General features: G+C 73.5%; 25 protein-coding genes and 4 tRNA genes. 15 read left to right on the top strand and 14 right to left on the bottom strand.

Annotated elements, in window-relative coordinates; translation table 11 throughout:
- The first annotated feature begins 5 nt into the window (after positions 1–5).
- From Aru02nite_RS08315 to Aru02nite_RS08300, 4 genes are read left to right on the top strand one after another with little or no spacing between them, the layout of a single operon-like run.
- The gene (locus Aru02nite_RS08315; RefSeq protein ID WP_203656316.1) at positions 6–983 is read left to right on the top strand and encodes an ABC transporter permease; all 978 of its coding nucleotides are present in this window, start codon (positions 6–8) and stop codon (positions 981–983) included.
- Positions 980–1912 carry a carbohydrate ABC transporter permease gene (locus Aru02nite_RS08310; RefSeq protein ID WP_239076526.1) on the top strand — a complete coding sequence of 311 codons (933 nt, stop codon included), beginning with the start codon at positions 980–982 and terminating at the stop codon, positions 1910–1912. Before Aru02nite_RS08315 ends, Aru02nite_RS08310 begins: the two co-directional genes overlap by 4 nt.
- A gap of 3 nt (positions 1913–1915) precedes the next feature.
- On the top strand, positions 1916–3169 hold the full coding sequence (locus Aru02nite_RS08305) for a Gfo/Idh/MocA family protein (protein WP_203656315.1): 1254 nt from the start codon (positions 1916–1918) through the stop codon (positions 3167–3169).
- A 1-nt stretch (position 3170) separates the two neighbouring features.
- On the top strand, positions 3171–4508 hold the full coding sequence (locus Aru02nite_RS08300; RefSeq protein ID WP_203656314.1) for a mannitol dehydrogenase family protein: 1338 nt from the start codon (positions 3171–3173) through the stop codon (positions 4506–4508).
- A gap of 672 nt (positions 4509–5180) precedes the next feature.
- On the opposite strand, the gene Aru02nite_RS08295 is transcribed toward Aru02nite_RS08300, so the two are convergent.
- Together Aru02nite_RS08295 and Aru02nite_RS08290 are read right to left on the bottom strand one after the other, a co-directional pair.
- Positions 5181–5507, bottom strand: coding sequence for a PadR family transcriptional regulator (locus tag Aru02nite_RS08295; protein ID WP_203656312.1), 327 nt, complete (start codon positions 5505–5507; stop codon positions 5181–5183).
- Between the two features lie 53 nt (positions 5508–5560).
- Positions 5561–6529 (bottom strand): zinc-binding dehydrogenase, encoded by a 969-nt coding sequence (locus Aru02nite_RS08290; RefSeq protein WP_203656310.1) that lies wholly within the window; start codon positions 6527–6529, stop codon positions 5561–5563.
- A 157-nt stretch (positions 6530–6686) separates the two neighbouring features.
- On the opposite strand from Aru02nite_RS08290, the gene Aru02nite_RS08285 reads away from it, so the two are divergent.
- Positions 6687–7223, top strand: coding sequence for a TetR/AcrR family transcriptional regulator (locus tag Aru02nite_RS08285; protein ID WP_203656308.1), 537 nt, complete (start codon positions 6687–6689; stop codon positions 7221–7223).
- The gene (locus tag Aru02nite_RS08280) at positions 7220–7693 is read left to right on the top strand and encodes a GNAT family N-acetyltransferase (RefSeq protein WP_203656306.1); all 474 of its coding nucleotides are present in this window, start codon (positions 7220–7222) and stop codon (positions 7691–7693) included. The genes Aru02nite_RS08285 and Aru02nite_RS08280 overlap by 4 nt, the downstream gene beginning before the upstream one ends.
- A 31-nt stretch (positions 7694–7724) precedes the next feature.
- Here the strand turns inward: Aru02nite_RS08280 and Aru02nite_RS08275 are convergent, their stop codons facing one another.
- The gene (locus tag Aru02nite_RS08275; protein WP_203656305.1) at positions 7725–8462 is read right to left on the bottom strand and encodes an SAM-dependent methyltransferase; all 738 of its coding nucleotides are present in this window, start codon (positions 8460–8462) and stop codon (positions 7725–7727) included.
- Positions 8463–8540: 78 nt separating this feature from the next.
- Positions 8541–9425, bottom strand: a complete 885-nt coding sequence (locus Aru02nite_RS08270) for a GNAT family N-acetyltransferase (protein ID WP_203656303.1) — start codon at positions 9423–9425, stop codon at positions 8541–8543.
- Positions 9426–9606: 181 nt separating this feature from the next.
- Between Aru02nite_RS08270 and Aru02nite_RS08265 the strand changes: the two genes are divergently transcribed.
- Positions 9607–10068: an HAD domain-containing protein gene (locus Aru02nite_RS08265; protein WP_308446257.1), complete on the top strand. Its 462-nt coding sequence runs from the start codon at positions 9607–9609 to the stop codon at positions 10066–10068.
- Between the two features lie 239 nt (positions 10069–10307).
- Here the strand turns inward: Aru02nite_RS08265 and Aru02nite_RS08260 are convergent, their stop codons facing one another.
- Positions 10308–10919, bottom strand: a complete 612-nt coding sequence (locus Aru02nite_RS08260; protein ID WP_203656289.1) for a TetR/AcrR family transcriptional regulator — start codon at positions 10917–10919, stop codon at positions 10308–10310.
- A gap of 389 nt (positions 10920–11308) precedes the next feature.
- On the opposite strand from Aru02nite_RS08260, the gene Aru02nite_RS08255 reads away from it, so the two are divergent.
- The 4 genes from Aru02nite_RS08255 to Aru02nite_RS08240 all read left to right on the top strand — a co-directional run bounded on the left by Aru02nite_RS08255 (position 11309) and on the right by Aru02nite_RS08240 (position 14313).
- Positions 11309–11926 (top strand): VC0807 family protein, encoded by a 618-nt coding sequence (locus tag Aru02nite_RS08255; RefSeq protein WP_203656287.1) that lies wholly within the window; start codon positions 11309–11311, stop codon positions 11924–11926.
- Between the two features lie 35 nt (positions 11927–11961).
- Positions 11962–12993, top strand: coding sequence for an agmatine deiminase family protein (locus Aru02nite_RS08250; RefSeq protein WP_203656286.1), 1032 nt, complete (start codon positions 11962–11964; stop codon positions 12991–12993).
- Between the two features lie 305 nt (positions 12994–13298).
- Positions 13299–13697 (top strand): VOC family protein, encoded by a 399-nt coding sequence (locus Aru02nite_RS08245; RefSeq protein ID WP_203656281.1) that lies wholly within the window; start codon positions 13299–13301, stop codon positions 13695–13697.
- 220 nt (positions 13698–13917) lie between these two features.
- Positions 13918–14313, top strand: coding sequence for a hypothetical protein (locus Aru02nite_RS08240; protein WP_203656279.1), 396 nt, complete (start codon positions 13918–13920; stop codon positions 14311–14313).
- 74 nt (positions 14314–14387) lie between these two features.
- On the opposite strand, the gene Aru02nite_RS08235 is transcribed toward Aru02nite_RS08240, so the two are convergent.
- From Aru02nite_RS08235 to Aru02nite_RS08215, 5 genes are all read right to left on the bottom strand, one after another.
- Positions 14388–14462, bottom strand: a tRNA-Val gene (locus tag Aru02nite_RS08235).
- Between the two features lies 1 nt (position 14463).
- Positions 14464–14535 (bottom strand) — tRNA-Cys (locus Aru02nite_RS08230).
- A gap of 59 nt (positions 14536–14594) precedes the next feature.
- Positions 14595–14667 (bottom strand) — tRNA-Gly (locus Aru02nite_RS08225).
- Positions 14668–14781: 114 nt separating this feature from the next.
- Entirely contained in the window at positions 14782–15840 is a 1059-nt protein-coding gene (locus Aru02nite_RS08220; RefSeq protein WP_239076521.1) for a CapA family protein, read from the bottom strand.
- A 46-nt stretch (positions 15841–15886) separates the two neighbouring features.
- On the bottom strand, positions 15887–16384 hold the full coding sequence (locus Aru02nite_RS08215) for a DinB family protein (RefSeq protein WP_239076519.1): 498 nt from the start codon (positions 16382–16384) through the stop codon (positions 15887–15889).
- 64 nt (positions 16385–16448) lie between these two features.
- Between Aru02nite_RS08215 and Aru02nite_RS08210 the strand changes: the two genes are divergently transcribed.
- Positions 16449–17222 (top strand): helix-turn-helix domain-containing protein, encoded by a 774-nt coding sequence (locus tag Aru02nite_RS08210; protein WP_203656277.1) that lies wholly within the window; start codon positions 16449–16451, stop codon positions 17220–17222.
- A 73-nt stretch (positions 17223–17295) separates the two neighbouring features.
- On the opposite strand, the gene Aru02nite_RS08205 is transcribed toward Aru02nite_RS08210, so the two are convergent.
- Positions 17296–17730: an SsgA family sporulation/cell division regulator gene (locus tag Aru02nite_RS08205; RefSeq protein ID WP_203656275.1), complete on the bottom strand. Its 435-nt coding sequence runs from the start codon at positions 17728–17730 to the stop codon at positions 17296–17298.
- Between the two features lie 250 nt (positions 17731–17980).
- On the opposite strand from Aru02nite_RS08205, the gene Aru02nite_RS08200 reads away from it, so the two are divergent.
- Together Aru02nite_RS08200 and Aru02nite_RS08195 are read left to right on the top strand one after the other, a co-directional pair.
- Positions 17981–18376, top strand: a complete 396-nt coding sequence (locus Aru02nite_RS08200) for a TIGR02611 family protein (RefSeq protein WP_239076518.1) — start codon at positions 17981–17983, stop codon at positions 18374–18376.
- A 49-nt stretch (positions 18377–18425) separates the two neighbouring features.
- Positions 18426–18497, top strand: a tRNA-Val gene (locus tag Aru02nite_RS08195).
- 53 nt (positions 18498–18550) lie between these two features.
- Here the strand turns inward: Aru02nite_RS08195 and Aru02nite_RS08190 are convergent.
- Together Aru02nite_RS08190 and Aru02nite_RS08185 are read right to left on the bottom strand one after the other, a co-directional pair.
- Positions 18551–19198 carry a response regulator gene (locus Aru02nite_RS08190; RefSeq protein WP_203656273.1) on the bottom strand — a complete coding sequence of 216 codons (648 nt, stop codon included), beginning with the start codon at positions 19196–19198 and terminating at the stop codon, positions 18551–18553.
- Positions 19195–20325 (bottom strand): sensor histidine kinase, encoded by a 1131-nt coding sequence (locus tag Aru02nite_RS08185; RefSeq protein ID WP_203656271.1) that lies wholly within the window; start codon positions 20323–20325, stop codon positions 19195–19197. Before Aru02nite_RS08185 ends, Aru02nite_RS08190 begins: the two co-directional genes overlap by 4 nt.
- Before the next feature lie 54 nt (positions 20326–20379).
- Between Aru02nite_RS08185 and Aru02nite_RS08180 the strand changes: the two genes are divergently transcribed.
- On the top strand, positions 20380–21162 hold the full coding sequence (locus tag Aru02nite_RS08180; protein ID WP_203656268.1) for a class I SAM-dependent methyltransferase: 783 nt from the start codon (positions 20380–20382) through the stop codon (positions 21160–21162).
- A gap of 5 nt (positions 21163–21167) precedes the next feature.
- Here the strand turns inward: Aru02nite_RS08180 and Aru02nite_RS08175 are convergent, their stop codons facing one another.
- The gene (locus Aru02nite_RS08175; RefSeq protein WP_203656266.1) at positions 21168–21611 is read right to left on the bottom strand and encodes a DNA-binding protein; all 444 of its coding nucleotides are present in this window, start codon (positions 21609–21611) and stop codon (positions 21168–21170) included.
- Between the last annotated feature and the right edge of the window lie 204 nt (positions 21612–21815).

Genomic DNA, 21815 nt, shown 5'->3' with positions numbered 1-21815 from the left:
GAACCATGGTGCTGCACGCGCCGCCGGCACCGGCCGACACCGGCGAGACCGACCCGGCCGCCGTACCCGAACGGCCGAAGGGACGGTGGGCGCGGTTCCGGCGGGACCGGCTGCTGTTGCTGTTCACCCTGCCCGGCATCGCCGTGGTACTCCTGTTCCACTACGTGCCGCTGCTCGCGAACGTCATCGCGTTCAAGGACTACCAGCCGTACCTGGGGATCCTGGCGTCGCCGTGGGTCGGGCTGGACAACTTCCGGATCATCGTCACCGGCGACCCGGCGTTCCTGACCGCGGTCGTGAACACGCTCGTCATCGCGTTCCTCCAGGTGGCCTTCGTCTTCCCGGTACCGATCGCGCTGGCGCTGCTGCTCAACTCGCTGCTGTCCGAACGGATCAAGCGCGTCGTGCAGTCCGTGCTGTACCTGCCGCACTTCATGTCGTGGGTGATCGTGGTGGCGATCTTCCAGCAGATGCTCGGCTCCACCGGCCTGCTGAACGTGTGGCTGCGCAGCAAGGGCATGGAGCTGCCGATCATCGGCAATCCCGACCTGTTCAAGGAACTCGTCACCTCGCAGGTGATCTGGAAGGACACCGGCTGGGGCACGATCCTGTTCCTCGCCGCCCTCTCCCGCGTCGACATCTCCCTGTACGAGGCGGCCGCGGTCGACGGCGCCGGGCGCGCCCGCCAGCTCTGGCACATCACGCTGCCGGCGCTGCGCGGCGTGATCGTCCTGCTGCTGATCCTCAAGCTCGGCGACGTGCTGACGGTCGGGTTCGAGCAGATCCTCATCCAGCAACCCGCCGTCGGTACCGACGCGTCCGAGGTACTCGACACGTACGTCTACAACAACGGCGTCATCGCCGGGAACTGGGGCGTCTCCGCCGCCGTCGGCCTGGTGAAGGGAGTCATCGGAGTGGGTCTCGTACTCGGCGCCAACAAGCTGGCGCACCTGTTCGGCGAGCGGGGGGTGTACGAGTCGTGAGCGCCGCCATCACCCGCGCCGCCGGCCGCCGGTCCCGGCCCGCGGCGCACACCACCGGCCGCACCCCGGCGAGCGTACCGGTGCGGGGGTTGAAGGGTCTCGTGCTGCTGATCGCCTGCGGCGTGGTCGTTCTGCCGTTCGTCGGGGTGATCTCGACCAGCCTGGCCGACGACCGGCAGGTCACCCGGGCCGGCGGTCTCGTGCTGTGGCCGGACCACCCGTCGCTCGACGCGTACCGGGCGATCTTCGCGGGCGGGATGGTGACGCGGGCGCTGCTCGTCTCGATCGGCGTCACCGCGGTCGGCACCGCGCTCAGCCTGGTCTGCACGACGCTGCTGGCGTACGGGCTGTCGCGGCCGGGCAGCTTCGCGCACCGGCCGCTGCTGCTGACCGTCCTGTTCACGGTGCTGTTCGCGCCCGGCATGATCCCCAGCTACCTGGTGGTCAAGCAGCTCGGCCTGCTCAACTCGTACTGGTCGCTCATCGTGCCGGCGCTCATCAACGGGTTCAACGTGATCGTGATGCGGTCGTTCTTCCTCGACCTGCCGCAGGAACTGCTGGACGCGGCGCGCATCGACGGGGCCGGCGAGTGGCAGCTGCTGCGCCGGGTCGTACTCCCGCTGTCGAAGGCGGTGATCGCCGTCGTCGGCCTGTTCTACGCCGTCGCCTACTGGAACAACTACATCTCCGCGCTGCTGTACATCAACGACTCGGCGCGCTGGCCGCTGCAACTGGTCCTCCGCACGTACGTGGTGGACGGCACGACGATCGGCGTGGACAGCGCGCACATCGCCGGTGTCGTACCGCCGCCGCAGCAGTCGCTCCAGATGGCGACGCTCGTGGTGGCACTGGTACCGATCGCGGCGCTGTACCCGTTCCTGCAACGACATTTCGCCAAGGGCATCCTCGTCGGTGCCGTGAAGGGCTGAGGCATGACCACACCGGTACGCGTCGCGATCCTGGGCTGCGGCGGACGCGGCGGCACGTACGCCGACTGGATCGCGCGGCATCCCGACCAGGCCCGGGTCGTCGCCGTCGCCGACCCGCGCCCGGCGTACCGCGAGGCGATCGCCGACGCGCACGGCGTCCCCACCGACCGCCGGTACACCGACTGGCGGGAGATCGTTGCGGCGCAACGGATCGCGGACCTCGTCGTGGTCGCCACGCAGGACTCGCAGCACCGCGACCCGACGCTCGCGTTCGCCGCGCGGGGATACCACATCCTGCTGGAGAAGCCGATCGCGCCGACCGAGCGGGAGACCCGCGAGATCGTCTCCGCGGTACGCGAGGCCGGCGTGCTGTTCGCCGTCTGCCACGTGCTGCGGTACACGCCGTACACGGAGACGCTGCGGGCGGTGCTGGACAGCGGCGCAATCGGCCGGGTGGTCAGCGTGCAGCACCTCGAACCTGTCGGGTACTGGCACCAGGCGCACTCGTTCGTGCGGGGCAACTGGGGCAACAGCGCGGAGTCCAGCCCGATGCTGCTCGCGAAGTCCTGCCACGACGTCGACTGGCTCCAGTACGTTGTGGGGCAACCGATCGCGCGGGTGTCGAGCTTCGGCGGGCTGACCCACTTCACCCGCGCGAACCAGCCGGCCGGTGCCGCCGACCGCTGCACCGACTGCGCCGTCGAACCGGACTGCGCCTACTCCGCGCCCCGCATCTACGGCCGGTACCTGGACCGCGGATCCACGGGCTGGCCGCTCACCGTACTCACCCCGGAACCGACCCGTGCCAGCGTCGCCGCCGCCCTCCGCGACGGCCCGTACGGCCGCTGCGTGTACGCCTGCGGCAACGACGTCGTGGACCACCAGGTGGTGGCGATGGAGTTCGCCGGCGGGGTGTCGGCCGCGTTCACCATGACCGGGTTCACCGAGTCCACGCACCGCCGTACTCGCATCTTCGGCACCGCCGGCGAACTCAGCTGCGACGGCGACACCGTCCGCGTGTACGACTTCCGTACCGAGGCGTGGCGCGAGATCGACGCGGCGACCACCGGCGACGCCACGGCCGGCGGCGGGCACGGTGGCGGCGACGACGCGCTGATGGCCGCGATGGTGCGCGCGGTGGCCACCGGCGACGCGAGCGGCCTGCGCAGCGGCGCCGAGGAGTCGCTCAACTCGCACCTGGCGGTGTTCGCCGCCGAACGCGCCCGGCTCACCGGTACCGTCGAGGTGGTGGGCTGAGATGGCTCAACCGCACCGGATCGTGCACCTCGGGCTCGGCGCGTTCGCCCGCGCGCACGTGTTCGACCACACGGCCGACGCGGGCGGCTGGGCCGTCACCGGCGTCGCGCCCCGCTCCCGCGACGTGGTCGCCGCGCTCGCCCGCCAGCACCACACCTACACCATCCTCGTACGCGGCGCCGACGGTGACCGCGCCGTCCCGCGCACCCTCGTCGACACCGCGTACTGTGCCGCCGACGACCCCGCACCGGTACTCGCCGCGCTCGCCGACCCGGCCGCCACCGTCGTCACCACCACCATCACCGAGAAGGGCTACCGGATCGACCCGCACACCCGACGCCTGGCCGACCCGCTGCCCGCCGACCTCGCCGCCGACCTCACCGGCACCGGCCCGTTCCGTACCGCGGTGGGGTTGCTCGTCGCCGGGCTGCGCGACCGGTACCGGCGGCACGGCGCGCCCGTCACCCTGGTCAGCTGCGACAACCTCGCCGACAACGGGCACGTGCTGCGCGCCGCCGTCGACGGGCTCGCCGAGCGCACCGGCGACACCGCCTTCGCCGACTGGGTACACGCCGCGGTGCGCTGCCCCCGCACCGTCGTCGACCGCATCACCCCGGCCACCACCGACGGCGACCGCCGCCGCGTCGCTGCCCTCACCGGCCACCGCGACGACGCGGCCGTGGTGACCGAACCGTACCGGCAGTGGGTGATCGAGGACGACTTCGCCGCCGCCCGACCCGACTGGGCCACCGCCGGCGCGCTGCTCGTCCCCGACACCCGCCCGTACGAGCGGGCGAAGCTGCGGCTGCTCAACGCCGCGCACACGCTGCTGGCGTACCTGGGGCGGCGGGTCGGGGCGCGGACCGTCGCCGACGCGGTCGGGCACGACGGTCTCGCCAGCCTGCTCGACCGGTTCCTGCGTACCGAGGCGGTACCGGCCCTTCCACCATCCACTGTGGACGCCGAGGGCTTCGTCGCCGGGATGCTCGTACGGTTCGCCAACCCAGCGATCGACCACCGGCTCGACCAGATCGCCGTCGACGGTACCGCCAAGCTCGCCGAACGCGTCCTGCCCACCCTGCGCGCGCTGACCGGCCGCGCCGCGGTCGCCCCGCTGATCGTCGCCGGCTGGTGCGCCGACGTCGTCGAGACCGTCGAGGCCGGCCGCCGCCCCACCGACCCGCGCGCCGCCGACCTGGTCACCGCCGCCACCGGCGCCGCCCCCGTACGGGCCGTGCTCGACGTACTCGACCCCGCCCTCGGCGACGACCTCCGCGCTCCGGTACTCGCCGCCGCCGAGGCACTGCGCGCCGGCGTACCCCCGACCGCGCTGCCGTGACGCCCGCCGTCAGCCGGTGTCGTAGACGGTGACCGGGATGCCGCGGTCGGTCAGCTCGGCCGCGACCAGCGGCTCGATCCGGTCCCACCGGCCGCCCGCCAGCCCGCACCCGATCCGCGGCAGGTGCACGCCCGCCCCGAACTCCCCCGCGTACCCGGCGAGCCGGCGCAGGCCACGCGCCGACCGCCTCGTACCGGACGGGTGGGCCGGCGCTGCGACTCGACCGGGTGCCGTGCTGGCCCACCATGTTCGCGACCCGCAGGGCGGGAGCGAATCACCGTCCAACGTGGACAGTCCATGATGGATGGTGACAACGTGCGGTACCCGGCCTGCGTCGGCGACCACCCGGTCACGCCCCGCCGGTGGACGGACCGTGGCCGACGACGGCTCCGAACCGCGCGACGCCGGCCGGCACCGCGGGACCGTTCCGCGATCCGATCGGGGTGGATGTGCGTGGCTCTGCGGTGCCTGAACACGATCGGTGGGACTGTGGCCGCATTCGCCGGGACGTACGCGGGATCGCTTGCGGCGCAGTACGACCAGCATCCGGCCCACCCTCGTGTACCGGCGCGGCACGGCATAATATTGCGCGGTGGACGCGTCGCGTCGCGTTCGCATTCCCCGGGGTGTGCTCCCATCACTCCCCGGGGAACTCCACCTTCCCGGCCATGCTCAGCCGGTCGCACCGGCTCCACGAGGCGGGGCGAACGGTGGGCGGACGGCGCGGGTCCGAGCCCGGCGTACGACGTCGCGGGCGGCTTCGGCACCGTCGGGCGTGAGCGTGTAGAGGCGGCGGCGGGGGCCCCGGCGGGTGGTGTCGTCGTCCCAGCTGGACTCGACCCAGCCGGCCCGTTCGAGGCGGTCGAGCAGCGGGTAGATCGTGCCGGAGGGGCGGCCGGTCAGTTTGATCAGCTCCAGGCCCCAGCGCGGTCCCGGGTCGTCGAGCAGCACGGCGAGCACGTCCGCGGTGGCCGCGCCGATCCGGGGCAACGTCTCCATGGAACTTAATCTACATAAGTAGACAGTCCCTGTCACCTCGCCGGCCGCGGCGTTCAGGGCGCGAGCACGACCGCGCCGACGGTACGCCGGGCGTCGAGTTCGGCGTGCGCGCGGGCCGCCTCGACCAGCGGATACGTCGCGTGGATCCGCGGTACGAGGGTGCCGTCGGCCGCGGCGGCGAGCGCCCGTTCGGCGTCGGCGCGCTGCTCGTCCGCCGGCTTGGCGAACGCGACGCCGAGCGGCCCGGACACGCTGATCCCGCGGCGGGCGACGGTGTGCGCGTCCAGCGGCGTCCACGTACCGGAGGTGAAGCCGTACAGGCCGATCCGCCCGCCGGCGTCCGCGGCGGCGTCGACCGCCCGGGAACCGGTCTCCCCGCCGATCGCGTCGAGTACCAGGTCGGCGCCGCGGCCGTCGGTGGCGGCGCGCACCGCGTCCGGCCAGTCGGGACGGGTGTGGTCGACGGCGACGTGCGCGCCGATGTCGCGGGCCGCGTCGAGCTTCGCCGGGCCGCACGAGCCGATCACCCGCGCCCCGGCCGTCCGCGCCAGTTGTACGAGCAGCGAACCGATCCGGCCGGCGGCGGCGGTGACGAGCACCGTCTCGCCGGGGCGTACCGGGAGGGCGGCGAGGATGCCGGCGGCGACCGCGCCGGACTGGAAGACGGCGATCGCGTGGTCCAGCGCCAGCCCGTCCGGTACGGCGAAGGCGCCGGTGGCGGCGGCGCGGGCCCGCTCGGCGTACCCGCCGCGGTTGTCGACGGTGGTGGCGACAACGCGGCGCCCGACCAGTCCGGGGTCGACGTCCGGGCCGACGGACGCGACCCGGCCGCCCACCTCCATCCCCGCCACGTACGGCAGGGGGAACGGGTAGCGGCCGGCGCGCAGCATCGTGTCCGCGTACGTGACGCCGGCGAGTTCGACGTCGACGACGACCTCGCCGGGGCCGGCCTCGGGCGCGTCGGTGTCCACCGGGCGCAGGACGTCGGGGCCGCCGACCTCGCGTACCTGGATGGCCTTCATGGGTGTGCTCCTCGGTCGTGGGAATTGACACGCCGGACCGGGCGGGACAGTCTGTCTCAGCCGGGTCGGGGCGTCCGCCGCCCAGTCTCACGGCCGGGCGGCGACCCGCCAAGCCACAGTCCGGCCGTACCGTCCCGAACGAGACAGGGAGCCGAGAGTGTCCCAGTCGGATCTGCGAGTGCGGCGCACCCGGAGGCTGTTGCGCGAGGCGCTGGTCGACCTGATCGAGGAACGCGGCTTCGACAAGGTCACCGTCGGCGCGATCACCGAACGCGCGATGGTCAGCCGCGCCGCCTTCTACCGCGGGTACCGGGACAAGTACCAGTTGGTGGAGCAGGTGTTCGACGAGGCGATGGCCGAGGTGCGCGGCACGATCGGCGACGACGAGCGCCCCACGATGGCGCGCTGGGTGGCGTTCTTCGAGCACATCGACGCCTACCACCGGCTGTACGGGGCGCTGCTCGGTCGGCGGGGCAGCGCCTGGTTCGCCGCGCGGATGCGGTCGTCGCTCGCCGAGATGGTCGCACCGCACTTCCCCGGCCAGGACGACCTGCTCCCCGCCGTACTCTCCGGCATGTTCGCGGAGACGATCACCTGGTGGCTCGACCACGACCGGCCGGGTACGCCGCAGGAGATCGCCGAACGCTCCGCCGGCCTCGCCTACGCCCTCATCACCGCCGGCGGCGGACGGTGAACGGGGACGTCCGGATCAGGCTGGCGCGACCCGCGGACCTCGCCGGGTTCCTGGCTCTGGCCGCGCAGGTCGAGCACTGGTTCGGCCCGATGGTCGGCGATCCCGGCTTCCACGCCGCCGTGACCCGCCACATTGGACGGTCCGCCGCGCTCGTCGCCGACTCCCCCGGTACTCCGCTGCTCGGTGGCCTGCTGTTCGGCGGCGCCGCCCCGACGTACCGGGTGCACTGGTTGGTGGTGGACGCGTCGGCCCGCGGTGGCGGGGTGGGGCGGGCGCTGCTGGCCGACGCGCTCGACCGGTACGTCGACGGGCCGGGCAGCGTCGAGGTCGTCACGTTCGGCGCCGACCATCCGGGTGCGACGGCCAGCGGTGCCCGCGTGTTCTACGAGCGGCTCGGCTTCGAGCCCGCCGAACCGGCCGAACCGGGCCCGGAGGGCGGATCCCGCCAGGTGTACCGGCTCCGGCGGTGACGCCGTTCCCCGGCCACGGGGAACGACCGCGTCACTCCGGCGTACGGCCGAGGACGAGCGAGACGAAGCCGAACACGTCGCGGTAGCCCCGCAACCATTCGGTACGCCGCTCGGCCGCGGTGGCCAGCGCGTCGGCGCGGTCCGGGTCGTCCGGGTGGTCCAGCGCCCACGCGGCCAGCGAACCCCAGCACGCCCACTCGTACGCGTCGAGTTCGGCGCGGGTGCTGACGTGCCCGTACCGCGGCGTCCAGCCGGCGGCAGCGACCCGCTCCACGGTGGTCGCCAGGTCGGCGAGATCGCCGAGCATGTCGACCGCCTCGCGCGTCGGGGTGCCCGACCAGTAGCCGTCGCCGACGAGGATCCGGCCGCCGGGCGCCAGGTGACCGCGCGCGGCGTCGAGGGTCGGCAGCAGCCCGCCGAGCGCGTGCGTGGACCCCACGCACACCACCACGTCGTACTGCCGGGCAGCGGCGAAAATGGCGGCGTCCTGCCGGTGCAGGACGAGACGGTCGCCGACGCCGCGCTCGTCGGCCGACCGCCGGGCCCGCGCCAGCGCGCCGGCCGACACGTCCACCCCCTCGGCGTACGCCCGGGGCCGGGTGGTCAGCGCGCGCAGCAGCCACTCCGCGCCGCCACAACCGAGGTCGAGTACTCGCTCGTCACCGCGCGGCAGGGCGTGGTCCAGCAGCGCCGCGACGCTGCGGTCGTCGAGCGGTGACCTGATCGGGTGGTCGGCGTGCGCGATGTCGGAGATCCGGGCACGATCCATGGTTCGGCCTACCTTTCCGGAAGCAGCGGACACCCGCGCACCGGTCGACGGACCGGTGCGCGGGTCGGGAAGCGGCCGTCAGCCGAGATCGAGCTGGTACCGGACGGTCCGGTGCGTGGGCGCGTAGCCCAGCCGGTCGTTGACCGCGCGCATCGGCGCGTTGTCGTCGGCGGTGTCGGTGCACAGACCGGCCAGATCCGGGTACCTGTCCCGGACCCGGACGATCGTCGCCGCCTTCATCCAGTACGCGAGGCCGTGCCCGCGGTGCTCCGGGAGTACGCCGGTGCCGTAGTGCTGGCCGTCGCCCGTGCCGTCGCCCGGCACGACGAGTTCGCTGTACCCGACCATCGAACCGTCGGCGGTGTCCACCACCGCCACCGTGTACAGCAGCTCGCCGCGGCGCGCCACCGCCTCCGCGGCGCTGCGTACCCGGTCGACGTCCCAGTCGACGTGGCCATGGTCCATGTCGCCCATCGGCATGTCGTCCATCGCGCGGTGCGACCGGGCGAACTCCTCCGCCCAGCCGTCCGGGACCGTACCGTCCCAGGAGACCAGCTCGTAGCCGGGATGTGGGGTGGTGCCGGCCGCGGCGAGCGCCGGCACGTCCACATCGGACAACGCCAACCGGGTGTACGTCGTGGTCAGCACCGCGGCGAAACCGCGCGCCGACAGGAACTCCGCGCCCGGCGAACCCTCGTCGACCTCCGTGACGAGGGAACGCCGACCGTCGGCGCGCGCGGCGTCCGCGGCGGCGTGCAACAGGAGCGTGCCCGTACCGCGCCGGCGGGCGGACGGGTGGACCTGGAGGTCCAGCTCGGACAGGTGACGCTGGTTCGGCCCGAGGAACAGCCGCACGAACGCGGATCCGACGGGTACGCCGTCGGCGTCGGACGCGAGCCACGCGAGACGGTGGCTCAGCGCGCTCTGCTCAGGATCGACCAGCGGGGTAAGACGAACGGACAAGGTGACTCCATCGTGAGGTGGCGAACGTCGAAATCGGGTTCGACAGCTCAGCAGTCGTGCGCATCTGCTGCACACCTCCTCCGTACCGATGGGTCCGCCCGGTCGCGGCCGGGCGAACACTACCGCCCGCACACGTCCACCGCAACAGGTCCACCGGTACCGTCCCGGTGTGACCCGGCCCCTGCTGTTCCTCGACGTGGACGGGCCGCTGATCCCGTTCGGCGGTACCACAAGGCATCCGACGTACGGCCCGGCCGGCGCCAACCCGCTGCTCGCCCGGATCGACCCGGCGCACGGGCCACGGCTCGCGGCACTCGGCTGCACCCTGGTGTGGGCGACCAGCTGGCTGGACGACGCGAACGACGAGGTGGCGCCCAGGCTCGGCCTCCCGCCGCTGCCGGTCGTCCACTGGCCGTCCGACGACCCGGGTACCGGCGGGCGGCACTGGAAAACGGACATGCTGGTCGACTGGGCGGCGGGCCGCGCGTTCGCCTGGATCGACGACGAGATCGGCGCCGCCGACCGCCGCCGGGTCGCCGCGCACCACCCGGGACCGGCGCTGCTGCACCGGATCGACCCCACCCGCGGCCTCACCCCCGACGACTACGCCACCATCCACGCCTGGCTCCGCACCTTACCCTGACCCGCGGATCCATTCCGCAGCAACGGTTCTCGACCGATGGCGCCCCAGCGGGGCGGCACGCCGGGGCGCTCAGGGCTTCGCAGCCGACCGCGAACTCCCGCGGATACGTTGCGCAGTAACGACCCTCGATCGGTGAAGCCCCAGCGGAGGCGCGGCACGGCAAGGCGTTCCCGGCTTCGTACCCGACCGCGAAGTGCCGTGAGTCCGTTGCGTGGTAGCGGTTCCGACCGGTCACGGCTTCACCGGGCGAGGGCGCGCAGGTGGGCGTCGACCACGCGTACCGCATCGTCCGCGGTGACCAGGTCGGGGTGCAGGACGGCGTTGATGCCGAGGCCGTCCAGCAGGGACAGCAGGCGTTCGGTCTCCACGTCGAGGGCGCGGGCGCGCGGCGACAGACCCGTCACGTACGCGAGGATGCGGCGGACCGCGGTGCGGCTGCCCCGGGCCGCCTCGTCGGCGAGATCGTGCAGATCGGGCCGGGTCCGGGCCAGCGCCGCGAAGTCGAGGAAGACGGTGACCTCGGCCCGCCGTACGTCGTCCAGCGGCAGCAGCTCCCCCAACAACTTCCCCGCGGTACGGATCCGTTGCGCCGCAGGCGCGCCCCGTTGCCCGGCGAGATCGGCCAGGCCGTGCCGCATCCGTTCGCCGACCTGCTCCAGCATGGCGCGCATCGCGAACCGCATGAGGTCCGACTGGCTGGCGAAGTAGTGCCGGAGCGAGCCGATGTTCAGCCCCGCCTCGTCCGCGACCGTACGCAGGGACGCGCGCGCCAACCCGTCCCGTACAGCCACGCGGAACAGGGCCTCGACGACGTGGCGGCGGCGCTCGTCCGCATCGACCTTCCTCGGCATGCCACCTTTCTATCACAGCTGTGATAGCTTTCGTTGTATCACAGTCGAGATAGAAAGGAGTTGCCATGGACGCCGCCGTCAGCCGACACCGGGCCACCTCGAACCCGAAGGACCCGTTCGGCGATCACCGCCCCATCCCGTACGACCGGGGCACGGCCGGCCCGCGCGAACGGCACACCCGGGAACCCACTCCCGGGCCGCCGGTGGCGTACCACCGAGGCGCCGCAACGGAAGCCGGCCGCACTCCCGCGGCCGAACCTCGCCAGGACGGCGGCCGTCACGGGACACCCGGACACGGCACCACATCCGCACCGCCCGGCACAGCGGGCGCAGCATCTGCTTCGTCGGGGGCAGCGAGCGCAGCACGCCCGACACAGGATGCGGAACCCTTGCCGGACAAGGAATCCGGCCCGGACGGTCGGCGAAGGACCGGGCGAGGAGTACGGCGGCTGGCGCGGTTGGCGCTCGATCTCGGGATCTCGCCGCTGGCGTACTACGGGCTGTTCCTGGCGGGGGTGCCGACATGGCGGGCGCTGCTCGCGGCGACGGTGGTGGCGGGTGGTTGGCTGCTGGTGACGGTGGCGCTGGACCGCCGGGTCGACGGGCTGGCGGCGTTCATGCTCGGCATGTACGCGGTGATGTTCGGGCTGGCGGTGGCGACGGCGGACGAGCGGCTGCTGCTGGTACGGGATCCGTTGACGAGTGGGCTGGCCGGCGCGGTGTTCCTGGCGACGTGCGCGACGGCGACGCCGGCGACGGCATACCTGGCGCGCCGGGTGCACCGGGCGACGGTCGACGCGGACGGGATGCGGCGGCACCGAGTGCAGACCGCGGTGCTCGGCACCGGCCTGGTGGCGGAGGCCGCTGCCCGCATGGTGCTGGTGTTCACGCTGCCGGTACGGGTGGCGGCGGGCGTCTCGCCGGTGGTGGAGTTCGCGGTACTGCCCGTCCTGGTCGGCTGGATGCTCGCGTACCGCCGGCGTACGGCTCTGGGCGGTGCGCGGTGACGGCACCGGGATCGCCTGCGGCGCAAGGGTTCTCGATGCCGGCGGAGTGGGCGCCGCACGACGGTTGCCTGCTGGTCTGGCCGGAGAACGGGTACGCCTGGCGCGACGGCGCGCGGCACGCGCAACGGGCCCTGGCCGTACTGGCGAACGCGATCGCGGAGACCGGGGAGCGCGTCACCGTGACCGTGTCGGGCGGGCAGTACCCGCATGCGCGGTCCCGGCTCGCGGCGCGGATCCGGGTCGTGGAGGCGACGACGTGGCTCGGCTGGGCGCGCGACATCGCCCCCACGTACGTGCTGGACGGGCGGGGCGGGCGGCGCGGCGTCGACTTCCGCTTCAACGGGTACGGCGCGCAGTATCCCTGCTGGGCGGACGACGACCTGTTCGGCCGCAAGATGCTCGACCTCACCGGCACTCCGCGGTACCGCGCGCCGCTGGTCGCCGAGGGCGGCGCGCTGCACGTCGACGGGGCCGGTACGTGCCTGGTGACGGAGGCGGCGTTGCTGGATCCGCGCCGCAACCCGGGCGTCGGCCGAACCCGGGTGGAGGCCGTGCTGCGCGACCATCTCGGCGTGGATACGGTGCTGTGGTTGGAATCCGGCCTCGTCGACGACCCGACCGGGCACGTGGACAACGTCGCGTTCTTCGCCGCGCCGGGCGTGGTCTGCCTGGCCTGGACCGACGATCCCGCCGACCCGCAGTCGGAACGGTGCGCCGCCGCGTACGAACGGTTGAGTGGCGCGGTGGACGCCGGGGGGCGCCGGATCCGGGTGGAGAAGCTGCGCCTGCCCGCACCCGCGTACGCGACGGACGACGAGATCCGCGGCGTGGACACGGTCGCCGGCGTACCGACGGGGCCGGTGCGGCTGGCCGCCTCGTACTGCAACGCGTACCTGGCGAACGGGCACGTGTTCATGCCGCTCCTCGACCCCGAGTACGACGACGAGGCGCGCGGCTTCCTCGCCCGACTGTTCCCGGACCGTACCGTGGTGGGCCTGGAGACCCGTGAGCTGCTGCTCGGCGGCGGCAACGTCCACTGCGCCACCCAGCAGATCCCGACCGCGTGATCCCGTTGTCCCGCAAGGGAACCGTGCATGAGCGACTGAGCCAGCGGCCCCGGGCAGCGCCGTCCAACAGCGCTATCCAGGCGCGGGGCGGAGAGGAACTGCGCGCGATCGTCGTACTCGCGCAGTCGCTCCCCCGCCCCGTGCCGGATGGGTACCCCGTCGCCGAAATCGGTTGCGGCCGAGAACCGTTGCGGCTAAACCGGAACCGCTGCCCGGCGTACGAGAGGAGGTGTGGCGCATGACCGGACGAACGCGTCTCCCGGCCGCGCACGCCGTCGGGAGGCACCCCACGAACAGGAGTGCCCATGTTTCCCACGATCCGTCACATCACCATCGACTGCTCCGGTGACCCGTACGACCTGGGGTTGTTCTGGAGCGCCCTGCTCGGCCGACCGCTGAGCGACGACGACAAGCCCGGCGACCCCGAAGCCGTCCTCGACCTCCCCGGCGGCCCCGGCATGCTGTTCGTCCGCGTACCGGAAGGCCGGGCCGCCAAGAACCGCGTCCACCTCGACCTCCAGCCCACCGACGAACGCGGCATGAACGCCGAGGTCGAGCGCGTACAGCGGCTCGGCGGCCGGATCCTCCACGACCGGCGTACCCCGGAAGGCCGCGGCTGGGTCGTCTTCGCCGACCCCGAAGGCAACGAGTTCTGCGTCGAACGCAGCGCCCACGAGTACGCCACGCTCGGCTTCGACACCTGACCCACCGGGATCCGGCCCGGCCCAAGTGTCGGGCCGGCCCCCCTTCCGTTGCACCACAAGCAAACCCGGGCGTTGGGCCGGGCGCTTGACGCGGCCTGGGCGCGCCAGTTCACCGCGCGCCCTCCGCCAGATCGTGGAAGTGCCCGACGACCACGACGTTCCGCCGCTTCACCCGTGCCATTGGTACGTTCGCGCACAGGTACGGGGAAGGCGAGGCGGCATGGACGGCGACGGCAGCCCGGCACGGTGGCCCGTCGACAAGCGGTGGCCCGTCGACAAGCTGACCGCGCTACGGCTCGGCCGGCGCCTGGTGGCCGAGGTCCCGGCGTCCGGCCCGGCCAGACGCGCGTTCGTCGAGATCCGGCCCGCGACGACCACGGCCGACTCCGACGCACGGCGGGATGGCTGGACCCGAGCCGACCGGGACCGCCGCTTCACCCTCGATCACTGGGACCACGACGCCGACCAGATCGCCGGCTTCGACTACGACCTCGGCGCGGTACTCGCCCGGACCACGACCGTCGCGGCCGAGGCTCGGCTCACCGCCGCGCTCGAAGCCTGGGGCATCCGACCCGAACGGTTCCGCTACCCCTGGCAGACCGGAGACCCGCGGTAACAACCCGCAACGCGACACCAGATACCAAACGACACCGGCCCGCTACCAGTTCTGGTAACGGGCCGGTGTCCTGCTGGTGCGCGGTACAGGGATTGAACCTGTGACCTCTTCCGTGTCAGGGAAGCGCTCTCCCGCTGAGCTAACCGCGCGAGGTGGGAGCGGGAATCGAACCCGCGTACAGGGCTTTGCAGGCCCTTGCCTAAGCCACTCGGCCACCCCACCGGGTGTTCCCCGGCGAGCCGGAGATGAGGGACGAGAACGCCACGCGGGCGCCGCATCCGAGCGGACGACGGGATTCGAACCCGCGACCCTCACCTTGGCAAGGTGATGCGCTACCAGCTGCGCTACGTCCGCATGTCGCCGGTGAACCTTCCCCGGCGGCGAGTGAAACTGTATCCGATCGAGCGAGGAGGGCCAAACGCGGGGTCGTGGTGTCCGGTCACCGATTCGCCGGGGTCGATGCGCCGTTCACCGGGGCGAGTCGGACAGATCGGCGCAGGTACGCAGGCCGGTCACCGTACCGCTGATGCGGCGGGCGGTGGCGCCGGTGGCGGGTACGGGTTGCCCGGTCGTACGGGAGATCTCGGCGGGCCGGAAGCGGGTGCCGGTGAGCCGGTGGCCGGTGAACGTGAGGCGCAGGACGCCGGTGTCGTTGCTGAAGGCGTCGTCGCGCCACCAGAGGAAGTTGCCGAGCCCGTAGTCGACGTACGTGTGGCCGAGGTAACCGGCGCCGAGCAGCAGGTGGGCGTGGGTGCCGATGACCGCGTCGGCGCCGGCGTCGGCCATCGCCTTCGCGAACTGCCGTTGCGCGTCGATCGGGCAGTGGTTCCCTTCCTGGCCCCAGTGCGGGTAGACGAGCACGATGTCGGCTTCGCGGCGGGCCTGGCGTACGGCGGCGACGGCACGGGAGGTGTCGAACGTCTCGGCGATCCCGGGCCGGTCGGCGGTCGCGCGCCACGAGTCGGCGAGCTCGGTGATCTGGCTGAACGCCAGGAACGCCACCCGTACGCCGTGCACGGTCGTGATCCACGGCCGGTACGCCTCGGCCTCGTTGCGGCCCGCCCCGATCACCGGTACGCCGGCGGCGCGGGCGTACCGGAGGGTGTCGGTGAGGCCGGTGCGGCCGTAGTCGAGGGCGTGGTTGTTGGCGGCGGTGACCACGTCGACGCCGGCGGCGTGCACGGCCCGGAACGCCGACGGCGGCGCGCGGAAGTGGAACTGCTTGGGCTCGGGCGTGCCGCGGGTGGTGACGGCGGTCTCCAGGTTGACGATGCTGAGGTCGGCGGCGGACAGTTCGCGCGCCACCGGGCCGAACGCGGTGTCCGGATCCTTCAACAGCCCTGCCGTACGGCCGGCGAAGTGCACGTCGCCGGCGAAGTCCACGGTGACGGTGGGCGGGCCGGTCGGGGACGGGCTGGCGGTGCGGCCCGGCCCCGGATCCGCGGCGGGGTGGCGGTCCGGTGCCGAGCACGCGGCGAGCCCGACGGCCAGCAGCCCGACCAGCAGGTACCGGGCGATACGCGTCATCGGCACAGCGTACGGGCGCGGACCGGTCGGTACCGATGGATCGGGGTCAGGGCGTGAGCGGGCCGAGCATCCGGGCGTAGTAGGTGACGTTCGCGACGTGGTGGACGACCTGGCGCAGGGTCCACGCGTCCGACGGAGCGTCGAGTACGTCGGCGGGGAGGGTGGCGAGGCGCGCCCGGTAGCAGAGGGCGAGCCGTCGCAGCCGGCTGGTGGCCTCGTCGAGGTCGGCCTCGGTGAAGCGGGCGGCGTCGCTGTCCAGGGTCAGCTTCCGGCCGTGCCACCGGTCCGGCAGCGTCGCTACGCCGGCGAGCCGGCACTCGATCTCGGCGAGATGGTCGACCAGGTGGTCGGTCACCCGGCGCAGCGCCTTGTGCGGCGTCCAGGCGTTGCCGTCGCAGTACCGGGGGCGGCCGTCCCACGCGAGCCACGTCTCGGCGGTCGCGAGTACCTCGTCGACGGCGGTGGGGATCAGGGTCGTGACGTCCCGGTCGTCGGTCTCGGGGACCTCGTCGTCGGGTACGTCGTCGGTCAGGTATCGGGTCACGCGGCGAGGCTAGGCCGCCGGTACTTCGGCGCCGGCCGAACCGTGGCCGGGCTAGCGTCGGGGCATGACCGCATCACCAGGCCCGGCGTACGACACGCGTCCGGTGGCCGCCGACGGGGCCGAGCGGCCGGTCGAGGTCGACACCGCGGCGGTCGCGCGGCTGATCGGCGAGCCGGCGCGGGCGGCGATGCTCGACGCGCTGCTCGCCGGGCGGGCGCTCGCCGCCGGCGAACTCGCCCGCATCGCCGGCGTCTCCCCCGCCACCGCCAGCGAGCACCTGTCCCGGCTACGCGAGGGCGGCCTGATCGAGGTCGTCGCGCAGGGCCGCCACCGGTACCACCGGCTAGCGTCGCCCGACGTGGGGCACGCGTTGGAGGCGCTGGCGCTGATCAGCCCGCCCCGCCCGGTCCGTACGCTGCGGCAGTCGCGGGCCAACCGGGCGCTCGCGTCCGGCCGTACCTGCTACGACCACCTGGCGGGGCGGATCGGGGTCGCCGTGCACGACACTCTCGTCGAGCGGGACGCGATCCGCGCCGGCGGCGACGGGTACCTGCTGACGGATCCGGGGGCGGACCTGCTGGCCGGGCTGGGCGTCGACGTGGCCGGGGCCCGCGGGGCGCGCCGGTCGTTCGCGCGGCCGTGCCTGGACTTCACGGAGCGGCGTACGCATCTGGCCGGGGCGCTCGGCGCGGCGATCTGCGACCGCTTCCTGTCCCAGGGCTGGCTCGTACGCCGGGGCACCGGGCAGCGCGGACTGCGCGTCACCGACGGCGGCCGGCGCGTCCTCGCCGACTCCCTCGGCATCCCCGCCGAGCGGTACGCCGCGCCGGCGGAGTGACCGCACCCCGGACGGCGACGCGCCCGGCACCCGGGCGTACCGGATGTCGGGCGTGGTCGGGGTCGTGCGGGTGTCACTCCGGCCGCGGGGTCGGGCCGAGCAGGCGCCCGACGGCGGCGTCGACGTCGAGGTAGCGGCTCTCCTCGCCGGTCGGTACGGCGGCGAAGGTGCGGCGCAGGAACCGCACCAGGATCGCCCGCGGCACCTCGAACAGGGCGTTCCCGTCCGGGGAGGACAGGGCGAGCGCGACGACCTCGCCGTGCGGTGTCGACCATGGCCAGACCCGGACGTCGCCGATCCCGGTGGCCTCGTTCAGGCCGGACACGAGCAGATCGCGGGCGAACGACCAGCCCACCGGGTCGCCGCTCCCGCCGTCCGGATGGAACAGCACGTGCACCGCGTACGGGTCGGTCGGGTCGTAACGGAGGCTGGAGCGTACCGGGAGCGTCACCGAGTCGGGCGCGACAAGCTGGAGTGAGGCTTCGACTTCGACGGTCGTCGGGTGCATCGGCGTCTCCTGGCCTGCTCGGCGGAACGAGCCGCGTTCCGCGCTGGTCACCGACGGGGCCGCCCGGAGGCGGTCCCGATCATCGTTCTGTTCAGGTGATACCCCGTCCGGAGCCACCGCATACGTGGGTTCGCCACAACCTCCCCAAGCTCGGGGGACGGCTCACCACAGGAGGGGCAAAACACCCCAGCGCCGGTACGGCCGCCGGGTACCGTGGAGTGGACCGGTAGGACCGATCGACGGGGGCGGCGTGCAGCGACCGAGGGACGGGAGACCGCGCCTGCTCGACCGGATCCGCGCCCGTCCCGGCGGTCGGCTGACCCTCCGGATCGCCACCGGCGCGCTCGGCGCCGCGCTGGTCGTCCTCGGCCTGATTCTGGTACCGCTGCCCGGCCCCGGCTGGCTCATCGTGCTCAGCGGCCTCGCCGTCCTCGCCGTGGAGTACGCGTGGGCCCGGCATCTGTTGCGTTTCACCCGCCGGCAGCTGCACCGCTGGACCCGGTGGCTGGTACGTCAGGGCTGGGCCGTACGGGCGCTGGTGGGTGCGGCGGGCGTCGCGCTGACCGGCGCGGTGGTGTGGACGTCGGTCCGGCTGAGCTTCGGCGTAGACCTGGCCGCGACCGCCTGGCGGCACCTCGACACCTGACCCACCCGGCGCCCCGGCGTGCGGCGTCGGGTACAGTTCTCACAGTCCCGGGCGATTAGCTCAGCGGGAGAGCACTCGCCTCACACGCGAGGGGTCACTGGTTCGATCCCAGTATCGCCCACCCGAGACACCGAAGCCCCGACCGACCAGGTCGGGGCTTTCGCGTGTCCCGGCTCAGGGCAGGTCCGCGTCGCGTGCGGTCAGCGCCGCCTGTACCCGGTTGGTGGCGTGCAGCGCGGCGAGGATGCGGGTGACGTGTGCCTTGACCGTGGCCTCGCGCATGGCGAGGTCGGCGGCGATCCGGGCGTTGGAGTCGCCGTGGGCGAGGCCGGCGAGTACCTGGCGCTCGCGCGGGGTGAGCGTGGCGATCCGTTCCCGGGCGAGGCGCCGGCGTCCGGTGTCGGGCCGGTGGAACGTGGCGATCACCGTACGGGTGACGGACGGGGACAGCATCGCCGCGCCACCGGCGGTCAACCGTACGGCGCGGAGGATCTCGGCGGGTTCGGTGTCCTTGAGCAGGAAGCCGGCGGCGCCCGCGGCGAGCGCGCCGTAGACGTACTCGTCAAGGTCGAAGGTGGTGAGCACGACGACGGCGGGTGGCGACGGCAGGGCGGTGATGGCGCGGGTGGCGGCGACGCCGTCGGTGCCGGGCATCCGGATGTCCATGAGGACCACGTCGACCGGGTGCCGCCGGACGGACTCGACCGCGGCGGCGCCGTCGGCGGCCACGTCCACCACCCGGAACTCGTCGTCCGTACCGAGCATCTCGACCAGTACGGCGCGGACGAGCGGGTCGTCGTCGACGACGAGTACCCGGATCACGGGGTGGGCTCCGGGCGCAGCGGGAGCGTGGCGCGGACCCGGAACTCGCCGCCGTGCGGGCCGGCGTCGAGGGTGCCGTCGAGCGCGTCGACCCGTTCGGCCAGGCCGACCAGCCCGTACCCGGTGCGGTCGGTGTCCACTGTGGACTCCACCGGGTTGGTGACCGCGATCGTGAGATCCCGGTCGGTGCGCGACATCCCGACCGACACCGGCGCGCCGGGCGCGTGCCGCCGCGCGTTCGTCAGGCACTCCTGCACGATCCGGTACGCGGCGAGGCGGACCGCGGTGGGCAACCCGTCGCTCGGCGCGACCCGTACGGTCAGGTCGGTGCCGGCGGCGCGGGCCTCGGCGAACAATGCGTCGAGGTCGGTCGGGGTGGGTTGCCACGGCGACTCGGGGCCGCGCAGCGCGCCGAGCAGTTCGCGCAGCTCGTCGAGCGCCTGCGCGGACGTACGGCGGATCACGGTGAGGCGCTCGGCCACCGGCGGCGGTACGTCGTCGGCGCGCAGCGCGAGTACGCCGGTGTGGAGGGCCAGCAGGCTGAGCCGGTGCGCGACGACGTCGTGCATCTCCCGGGCGATGCGGGCGCGTTCGGCGAGCCGGGCCTGTTCGGCGCGCAGCTCCCGTTCCGTACGCAGCGCGGTGACCTCGCGGGCCAGCGAGGCGACCAGCATCTGCCGGTTGCGCAGCGCCAGCCCGAAACCCAGCGGCGCCAGCAGCAGCGGCGCCACCGAGAACTGCACGAGCGGCGGCCCGCTGGCGTCCGGCCAGCCCGGCAGCAGCGTGACGGCCAGCGTCGCCGCGACCCCGAACGCCAGCGACACCACCGGATGGCACCGCACCGCGACCGCGAGCAGCGCCACCAGCAGCGGCCACCACAGCCCGTCCGTGCCGTACGCGGCGAGGGCCAGGACGGCGACCGGCAGCGGCCACCGCCGGCGTACGGCGAGGGCGGCGACGGCGACGACCGTCACGACGAGCCCGGCGTACCGGCCGGGGATGCGGCTGTCGACGCCGGCGTGCCAGTTCAGGCTGATGGCGAGGACGGCGCCGAGCACCAGCAGTTCCGACCACCACGGCCAGCGGGCGCCGCCGACGAGCCCGCGTACCGCCGTCCGGATGTCCACCGGCCGACCCTAGCCGGGGACGCGACCCGGGCACCCCCGACCAAAGTCGATGCCGTGCCCCGACCTCCGCCGGTACGCCCCGGCGACCAGCGGCCGATGGCGGCACCGCCCGCGCCGGCGAGCGTGGACGCCATGCCCGACACGCTGTTCGTCACCGAATGCTTCCGTACCCACCGCAGCACCGGCGCGCTCGTACCGAGCGGGCGGCGGCTGGCCCGCGCGCTGGCCCGCCCGCTGCGTACCGGTGGGTCCGGGGAACCCCGGCGGTACCTGGAGGTGGGCGCCGGGACGGGTGCGGTGAGCCGGCACCTGGCGTCGCTGCTCGGCCCCGACGACACGCTGGATCTCGTCGAGTCGAACCCGCGGTTCGCGGCACGGCTGCGCGCCGACCCGGTCCTGCGGCCGTACGGCGGGCGGGTGCGGCTGACGGAGGCGCGCGTCGAGGACCTCGGCCCCGGCACGTACGACGGGATCGTGTGCGGGCTGCCGTTCGCGAACTTCCACGCCACCGAGGTCACCGCGATCCTCACCGGACTGCTCGACCGCCTCACCCCCGGCGCCACTCTCTCGTACTTCTCCTACGTCGGGCTGCGCCGGCTCGGGCTGCTGCTCGCCGGCGCGCCGGAGTACACCCGGCTGGTGGAGGTGGAGGCGACGCTGGCCGGCATCCGCCGCCGGTACGAGGTGGGGCGCGGGCTGGTCGTCGGCAACGTACCGCCGGCGTGGGTGCACCACCTGGCGCCGGACCGCGCCGCAGCGTCTCCGCAACGTGCCGTGTCGACCGTGCCACCGCCGACCGGGCCGACCGCGGCAGAGCCTGAAAGCGTTGGTACGTAAGGCACTCAGCTCCCGGCCGCCGACTCCCCCGCGGTACGGGCGGTGAGGCGGTCGTGCCGCTGCCGGGCCGCCTGCGGAGTACCGAGGCCGAGCCCGAACGCGATGTCCTGCCAGGTCATGCCGCGACCGCGGGCCATCTCGATCAGCCCGGCCTCCACCTCCTCCAGCTCCTCGCGCGCCCGCGGTACGAGCGTGAGCGCGGCGAGGACGTCCGACCGGTCCACCGCCGGCTCGTCCTCGTACGCCTCGGCGGCGCCGCTGAGCAGGTACGTGACGAGCCGGACCGCCTCGTGCGGCGCGAGTACGTGCGGGTGGACCTGCCGGTGCCGGTGGGTGTCGGTGGCGGCGTGCCGCTCGGCGATGCGGAACAGCGCGGTCGCCACCCGCTCGGCGCGCGCCGCGCCGGCCTGCGGCGGGGCGAACGGGTCGGGCTCGCTCGGTGTCGTCATGCCCTCGACCATGCCGTACCGAACCCAGAGTTGTCAACGTAGCGTGTTGAACGTTTCGTTCAAACGATGCCGGTCAGGCTTCGACCGGTGGCCGGTCAGGCGGAGCGCCGCGCGTCCCGCGGGACGATGGTCGGGTTCACGTTCTCCAGCACGACCTCACGCGTCACCACGACCCGCGCCACGTCCAACCGCGACGGGATCTCA

It is taken from the genome of Actinocatenispora rupis, assembly GCF_016861975.1.
Classification (GTDB): domain Bacteria; phylum Actinomycetota; class Actinomycetes; order Mycobacteriales; family Micromonosporaceae; genus Actinocatenispora; species Actinocatenispora rupis.
Note: the sequence above shows the minus strand (reverse complement) of the source record. Positions and strands in the feature narration are given on the sequence as shown.

Excerpts from the sequence above, each read along its gene's own strand:
- Aru02nite_RS08315 (WP_203656316.1), top strand. The coding sequence starts at position 6 with ATGGTGCTGCACGCGCCGCCGGCACCGGCCGACACCGGCGAGACCGAC.
- Aru02nite_RS08305 (WP_203656315.1), top strand. The coding sequence starts at position 1,916 with ATGACCACACCGGTACGCGTCGCGATCCTGGGCTGCGGCGGACGCGGC.
- Aru02nite_RS08300 (WP_203656314.1), top strand. The coding sequence starts at position 3,171 with ATGGCTCAACCGCACCGGATCGTGCACCTCGGGCTCGGCGCGTTCGCC.
- Aru02nite_RS08295 (WP_203656312.1), bottom strand. The coding sequence starts at position 5,507 with ATGGAGACGTTGCCCCGGATCGGCGCGGCCACCGCGGACGTGCTCGCC.
- Aru02nite_RS08290 (WP_203656310.1), bottom strand. The coding sequence starts at position 6,529 with ATGAAGGCCATCCAGGTACGCGAGGTCGGCGGCCCCGACGTCCTGCGC.
- Aru02nite_RS08275 (WP_203656305.1), bottom strand. The coding sequence starts at position 8,462 with ATGGATCGTGCCCGGATCTCCGACATCGCGCACGCCGACCACCCGATC.
- Aru02nite_RS08260 (WP_203656289.1), bottom strand. The coding sequence starts at position 10,919 with ATGCCGAGGAAGGTCGATGCGGACGAGCGCCGCCGCCACGTCGTCGAG.
- Aru02nite_RS08250 (WP_203656286.1), top strand. The coding sequence starts at position 11,962 with ATGCCGGCGGAGTGGGCGCCGCACGACGGTTGCCTGCTGGTCTGGCCG.
- Aru02nite_RS08245 (WP_203656281.1), top strand. The coding sequence starts at position 13,299 with ATGTTTCCCACGATCCGTCACATCACCATCGACTGCTCCGGTGACCCG.
- Aru02nite_RS08240 (WP_203656279.1), top strand. The coding sequence starts at position 13,918 with ATGGACGGCGACGGCAGCCCGGCACGGTGGCCCGTCGACAAGCGGTGG.
- Aru02nite_RS08220 (WP_239076521.1), bottom strand. The coding sequence starts at position 15,840 with ATGACGCGTATCGCCCGGTACCTGCTGGTCGGGCTGCTGGCCGTCGGG.
- Aru02nite_RS08210 (WP_203656277.1), top strand. The coding sequence starts at position 16,449 with ATGACCGCATCACCAGGCCCGGCGTACGACACGCGTCCGGTGGCCGCC.
- Aru02nite_RS08205 (WP_203656275.1), bottom strand. The coding sequence starts at position 17,730 with ATGCACCCGACGACCGTCGAAGTCGAAGCCTCACTCCAGCTTGTCGCG.
- Aru02nite_RS08175 (WP_203656266.1), bottom strand. The coding sequence starts at position 21,611 with ATGACGACACCGAGCGAGCCCGACCCGTTCGCCCCGCCGCAGGCCGGC.